3 protein-coding genes and 1 pseudogene are annotated in these 4,989 nt (G+C 69.5%); all 4 read left to right on the top strand.

The window, feature by feature from the left end; genetic code table 11:
- Positions 1-1,549, top strand: a pseudogene (locus VF697_RS10555) (FrgA protein); the annotation flags it as partial.
- A 21-nt stretch (positions 1,550-1,570) separates the two neighbouring features.
- Positions 1,571-3,097, top strand: coding sequence for a sensor histidine kinase (locus VF697_RS10550; RefSeq protein ID WP_331093868.1), 1,527 nt, complete (start codon positions 1,571-1,573; stop codon positions 3,095-3,097).
- A gap of 67 nt (positions 3,098-3,164) precedes the next feature.
- Positions 3,165-4,514 (top strand): AAA family ATPase, encoded by a 1,350-nt coding sequence (locus VF697_RS10545; protein ID WP_331093866.1) that lies wholly within the window; start codon positions 3,165-3,167, stop codon positions 4,512-4,514.
- Between the two features lie 18 nt (positions 4,515-4,532).
- Positions 4,533-4,989 (top strand): hypothetical protein (locus VF697_RS10540; protein ID WP_331093864.1); only part of this gene is annotated, 457 nt, incomplete at its 3' end.

Raw genomic sequence — 4,989 nt, 5'->3', positions numbered from 1 at the left:
GACGCTCGCCCAGGCACGCGCCGCCCTCAAGGAGTCCACGAAGGACCGTGATCGCCTCATGGACACGGCCCTGCGCTTCGGGCGCCGCACCTTCGATTACGTGTGCGCCTTCGCCGTGCTGCGCGGCGCGGCCGTGGGCTGGGACGCGCGGGGCGAGGGCCTGAGTGGCGACAAGCTCTCGCTGGTGTCCGTCCCGCTCGACGCCTCCAGCATCTTCCGCACCGTGGCCATCACCCGCGGCAGCTACGCGGGCCCCATGCCTCCGGACAGCCTGACGAAGCACTACCTGGAGCTGTTCGGCCGCCAGCCGCCCCGCACCCTCTTCCTCTACCCGGTGGAGGTGCGTGGCCGGCTCGTGGCCATCCTCTACGGGGACTGCGGCCAGAAGCCCATCAGCCAGCGGCGCCTGTCGGACTTCATCCTGTTCTGCCAGGACATGCCCGGCGCCTTCCAGGAGCTCATCCTCTTCCGCAAGCAGCGCCTGGGCGAGCTGCGCAACGTGCTGGACTTCGACGTGGACGTGGAGGACTCGCCCGCCGCCAGCACCGGTGCGCCCGCGAACGCCCCCTCCACGCCCTCCATGGCCGCGGGCCTGGGGTGGAGCCCCTTCGTCACGCGCTCCTCCGGTGCGCTGGGCCGCGCCGCCGCCATGGCGCCCCTCGTCATGTCCCAGGAGGAGCGCCCGCCGCCGGACTTCGGGCCCCTCCTCAAGCGCCTCACCGGCCCGGACGCCAACCAGCGCTCCAACGCCATGGCCGAGCTGGCGCGCTCGCCCGAGGCCAGCGCCAAGGTGCTCGCCACCCACTTCCCCGGCCCCACCGCGTGGAGCCGCCTGCCGGTGGTGGAGCTGCCCGAGGCGGACGAGCTGGGCCCCATCCCCGGTGCCCTCTCGCGGCTCGGCCGGCCCGCGGCCCAGGTGCTCGCGCCGCTGCTGGACTCGAGCGACGCGGACACCCGCTACTTCGCGCTCCTCACCGCGGGCAGCCTGCCCTACGTGGAGCTGGTGGACGGCGTGCTGCGTGGCCTCTTCGACTACGAGCCGGACATCTCCAGCGCCGCGCGCGTGGCCGCCGCCGCCCTCAAGCACCTGCCCCGCCTGGACGCCGCCAAGAAGGACCTGCGCCAGGAGCTCACCAGCCGGGACGCGCTGCGCCGCTCGCTGGCCGCGCGCGCCCTGGGCACGCTGCACGACCGGGAGGCCATCGAGGGCCTCATCAACCTCACCGGCAGTGACGATGAGATGTGCGCCCAGGCCGCCGCCGAGGCCCTGCGCGAGGTGACGCGCGCCACGCTCGGCCTGGACAAGCGCGCGTGGACGGCATGGTGGGCGGACAACCGGCAGCGCCGCCGCGCGGACTGGCTCGTGGCCGCGCTGCGCCACCCGGAGCTGGACATCCGCCTGGCCGCCATCGAGGAGCTCAGCCGCGTCCTCAGCGACACGCTGGGCTACTACGCCGACGGCCCCGAGCCCGAGCGCGAGGCCGCCGTGCGCCGGTGGGAGGCCGCGGTGGCGGATCCGTCGCGGGCCCGCCGGCTGGCCCTGCTGTAACGCGGCCGTGGTGAGGGGGCGATGACGAGCCAGGCGTGGATCAGCCTCGGGGCGTGCGCGGGGCTGCTCGCCCTGGCGGGACTGGCCCTGGTGCGCGTGGGACGCAGCCCGCTGGCGCTGCCGCTGTCGGTGCTGTCCATCGGCCTGTCCACGTGGAACTTCGCCGACTTCGCCCTGGCGCACTCGGGCGGGCCGGGCTGGCGGCTCATCGCCATGACGGCGGCGCTGATGAGTGCCCCGTCCGCCTTCCACTTCATCCTCTCCTTCGTGGGCGAGCGGCGCCGGCTGGCGGGGGTGATGTTCTCCAGCTACGGCATCTTCGGGGTGCTGGCGGCGGCGGCGCTGGCGGGACTGGGCTCGGAGCGCGTGGCCGCGGTGGTGGGCTCGCGGGGCTTCGCGGTGACGGTGCTGGCGCTCAGCGGGCCGCTGCTGCTCGGAGGCTTCGGCCTGCTCACCCTGCACCTGCGCCGCGAGGTGCGCTCCACCGAGCGCACGCGGGCGGGCCTGCTCCTCACGAGCCTGGCGCTGCTGGTGACGCTGCTGGGCACGGACCTCGTCGCAGTGCTGGGCCTGGACGTGCCACGCCTGGGCAACCTGGGCACGCTGCTGGGTCTGCCAGCGATTGCCGTGGTGGCCCTGCGCCTGCGCCTCTTCGGACGGGAGCTGTCCAACGCCCACGCGATGTACGCGGTGCTGCTGGCGCTGGTGGGCGTGCTCTCCTACCTCGCCGTCTTCCAGCTCTTCGCCGCGCGGTACGGCGCGCTGGTGGTGGGCACGGTGGCCATCACCCTGGCGCTGCTGGCCGCCACGCGCCGGGGCGTCATCGCCTTCGTCACCCAGCGCGAGCGGCTGGAGAACCTCGCCACCCTGGGCCGCTTCTCCGCGCAGATGGCGCATGACCTGAAGAACCCCATCGCCGCGCTCAAGGGCGCCGCGCAGTACCTCAAGGAGGAGCACGCGCGGGGGCAGTCCTGGAACGACAAGGGCGAGTTCCTCGACCTGTTGCTGGAGCAGGTGGAGCGGCTGGACCGGGTGGTGAGCACCTACCAGCGCCTGGGCCGGGTGGAGCCATTGCAGCAGCCGTTGGACGTGAACCAGCTGGTGACGAGCGTGCTGTCCCTGCAACCCTTCACCGGCCGCCCCGAGGTGCAGCTGCGAAGCGAGCTCGCGCTGGACCTGCCCCGTTGCTCGGGGGACTGGGACCTGTTGGCCAACGCGCTGGAGAACCTCGTGCGCAACGCCTTCGAGGCCATGCCGCGAGGAGGCGCGCTCACCGTCCGGACCCAGCTCGAGGGGACGGGCGTGGTGGTCTCCGTGGAGGACACCGGCGAGGGGATGAACGCGCGCACCCGCGAGCGGGCCTTCGACGACTTCTACACCACCAAGGCCACGGGGAGCGGGCTGGGGCTCGCCTTCGTGCGGCGGGTGGTGGAGGCGCACGGTGGGCAGGTGGCGCTGACGAGCCACGAGGGACGCGGCACCCTCGTGCGAGTCCGCCTGCCAGCAACCGAAGGCCCAACGGCAACAGCCACGGCCCCTTCCGATTGAAGCAGGACGACTGGGGAGAGAAACGATTGCCGTCTCCACGAGCCGCTGCGAAGCTCGAGGGGAATCCATGTACGTCCGAACGCTACGCATTCAGAACCTACGCTGCTTCGAGCGAGAGAAACTCGAGCTGAGCCATCCCGGGCGCGAGCGGCCGGATCGGGCGGACACGATCCGACACCTCCCCAATGTCACCCTGCTGCTCGGCGACAATGGGGCAGGCAAGACCACCGTGCTCCGGGCCATCGCCTTGGGGGCGCTCGCGCCCGTGATGGCCACGAGTTCTGGATACGTTCCGTTCTCGCTGGTACGCCGGACCAAGCTCAGGACCGCGGCGCAGGCGAAGATCGAGGCCGGACTCCAGCTCGAAGAGCACGAGGGATACCACGAAGAGGAAGTCCCCCAGACCCTCACGCTCCGGCCCCTCTCCGACTTCAACGACATCATCGAGGAATTCGACTTCCCGTATCCGAGGAACCTTCGCAAGCGCTTGTATGACGAACGTGACCCCGGGTACTTCTTGCTCGGCTATAGCGCGAACCGGCGGGTCGAACCTTCCCGCAACGTTGATGAGAGCAGCCGGTACAAGGCGCGAAGCCCCAAATACCTCCGGGTAGCGGGCCTGTTCGAAGAGAACGTCACCCTCATGCCGCTGTCGGTCTGGCTGCCGCAACTGCGGAGACGAGAGCCCACCCACTTCCGGGAAGTGATTGAGCTGATCAACGGAATGCTTCCAGAAGGAGCCCGGCTCCTCGCGAAGCTCCAGGGTGATGAATACCTCTTCCGGATCGGGGGTTCCGACCTCCCTTTCCCCGCGCTTTCCGACGGATATCGCGCGCACGTCGGATGGATCTCCGACATGCTGTATCACCTCAGCAGGAGTTGCCCGCCCCGCCGGAAGTTGGTGGACATGCGAGGGGTCGTCCTCGTCGATGAGATCGATCTCCACTTCCATCCCCAGTGGCAGAGACAGGTCGTTCCCAAGATCGCCCAGGCGCTTCCCAACCTGCAATTCGTCTTCACGACCCACAGCCCCATCGTCACGGGCACCCTCTCTTCGGCGAACGTGCGGCTGGTCCGAGAGCGCCTCGGCAAGAATGGCATTTCGCGTTCGGTCATCGAATCACCCGATGAAGAGATGTACGGGTTCAGCGCGGACCAGATCCTCACCAGCAACACCTTCGGTCTGGACTCGACGCGGGATTCTGACTTCTTCGGGCGACTCCAGAGCGCTGCACGAGAAGCTCGGACAGGTGGGCCAGAGGCAGCGATCCGTTACATGCGGATGGTCAGCGCGGGCGCCGCCGCCGAGGAGCCGACTCCGCCACCCTCCCGCCGGAAGGTCTCGCCACTCCGGAACAAGCGAACAGCGGCCCGCGCTGCATCCCTCAGTCGCAAGGGCACCCGCAAGCGAAGCTGATGCACCGCGCGCCCTTCCATGATCCGTTATCCGATCACCCAGCAGGACCTCGAAGCTCGCATCGACCAGAAAAGCCCTTCCTGGCGGAAACGCGCACAAAAGCGTACCCAGAAACACCGGAAGGCGGGTCGCGTCACGGGCACGGGCATCTGGAGGGAAATCAAACGCGTCTACGTGGAGCTCCAGCACAACAAATGTGCCTATTGCGAGCGCGCGCTCGAGAAGAACTGGAGCGCGAACATCGAGTACGACGTCGAGCACTTCCGTCCCAAGAGCAGCGTGACTCCGTGGCCGACTCCTGAACTCCGCCAGCGCCGCGGAATCCGATACCAGGTGCGGAATGGAGCTCCCGGGGGCTATCCCCAGCTCGCGCACTCGCACCTGAACTACCTGGCGGCCTGCGCGGTCTGCAATTCACCGCAAAAGCACGACTACTTCCCCATCGCGGGAACGGCGGATGCGAAGCTCGAGGACA

This window comes from Archangium sp. (assembly GCF_036388035.1).
Taxonomy (GTDB): Bacteria; Myxococcota; Myxococcia; order Myxococcales; family Myxococcaceae; genus Archangium.
The sequence above is the reverse complement of the archived record's forward strand: the minus strand, read 5'-3'. Positions and strand labels throughout refer to the sequence as shown.